Source organism: Streptomyces sp. SID486, from assembly GCF_009865385.1.
Taxonomy (GTDB): domain Bacteria; phylum Actinomycetota; class Actinomycetes; order Streptomycetales; family Streptomycetaceae; genus Streptomyces.
This window is the reverse complement of record NZ_WWJT01000558.1, coordinates 1-1,535: the sequence shown is the minus strand read 5'-3', so window position 1 is coordinate 1,535 and position 1,535 is coordinate 1. Positions and strand designations below refer to the sequence as shown.

Annotated in this window: 1 protein-coding gene; it reads left to right on the top strand. The window is 79.9% G+C overall.

The window, feature by feature from the left end; genetic code table 11:
- Positions 1-1,535, top strand: a 1,535-nt coding sequence (locus tag GT045_RS25655) for an FtsK/SpoIIIE domain-containing protein (protein ID WP_272926895.1), incomplete at both ends; no start/stop codon positions are given.

Sequence of the window (1,535 nt, the reverse complement as noted above, 5' to 3'; positions counted from 1 at the left end):
ACCGCTCCCCCCGGCCACCCCGGCACCTCCGGCGACCGCGGAAGCGGTACCGGCACCCAGAGCGGCACCGCGCCGTACAGCGACCCGTACACGGCGAGCGACCCGTACGGGACCGCCCCGGCCGACGTACCCGGCGCCCACCCGGCCACCGCTCCCCCCGGCCACCCCGGCCACCCCGGCACCTCCGGCGACCGCGGAAGCGGTGCCGGGGACCACGGGGCCGGTGTGCCCGCCGGGCCCCCCGGTCCCGCCGCGTACGCGGCCCCCCGCCCCACCCCCTCCGCCGCTTCCGCCGCCCCCTCCCGTCCCGACGCCGACAGCTCCGCCAGGCGGCCGTCCTGGGCCAGGGAGGACACCGGGGCCGGCGGGTTCGCGGGGCCCTACACCGTCGTCGTCGTGGACGGCGATCCGGGTGGCTCCGCGCTGCGGGACGCCCTCGCGCGGCTGGCCGTGGCCGGTCCGCGGGCCGGGATCCACGTGGTGTGTCTCGCCGAGACCGAGCCCGCCTCACCCGTCTCCCCCGTGACGCGGACGTACGAGGACGCCTGTGCGGTGACCCCGACGTTCCGGCACTGCGGTGCCGTGGCGCTGCTCAGCGGGGACGTCGCCGCCGGGCTGCAACTGCTGCGGGTCGCCCCGGGCGGTCCCGTCGGCCCCGGTACGCAGGCCGCCGTCGACGCCGTCTCCGCCGCCTGGGCGGAGCGGTTCGCGCGGGCGCTGGCGCCGCTGCGCCCGGACGGGCCGCCCGGCGGGCCGGACACGCGCGTGTCCACGCCGCTGCCGCAGTCGGCCCGGCTGCTGGACGAGCTGGGGCTGGCCCGGGCCACCCCGGCCTCGCTGATGGCGCGCTGGGCGGACGCGGCCGACGACACGCAGTCGCTGGGCGGGCGGGCGCGGGCGGTGCTCGGTGCCGGACCGCGCGGACCGGTCACCGCCGACCTCGTGGCCGACGGGCCGCATCTGCTGGTCGAGGGGCCGGCCGGCAGCGGCCGGACCGAGCTGCTGCGGGCCGTGGTCGCCTCGCTCGCCGCCGCCGAGCGGCCGGACCGGCTGGCCATGGTGCTGCTCGACGGCCGCGACGGGGTCGGCACCGGGCACGGCGAGGGCCTGCGCGTGTGTACGGACATACCGCACGTGACCACCCACCTGATCGCCAACGACCCGGTGCGGATGCGGGAGTTCGCCCAGTCGCTGGCAGCCGAGCTGAAGCGCCGCGCGGAGTTGCTGGGCCGGACGGACTTCGCCCGGTGGCACGCGGGGCGGGAGGTGTCCGGCCGGATGGTGGCACAGCGTACGGCCGCGACCGGGGACCCGGTCGCGCAGCGCGGTGCGGTCGCCTCCGGTGACATAGAGGTGCCGCCCAGCTCCACCCTGCGGCTGCGGCCCGGCGCGGCGGCCCGGCAGCGTGCGGGGGCCGCGCCCCCGCTGCCCCGGCTCGTGGTGGTCGTCGACGACCTGGACGCACTGGTCGCCCCCGCGCTCGGCTCGCCGGGCAGGCCCGCGGCGGGGTCGGTGGTACGGGCGCTGGAGGCGGT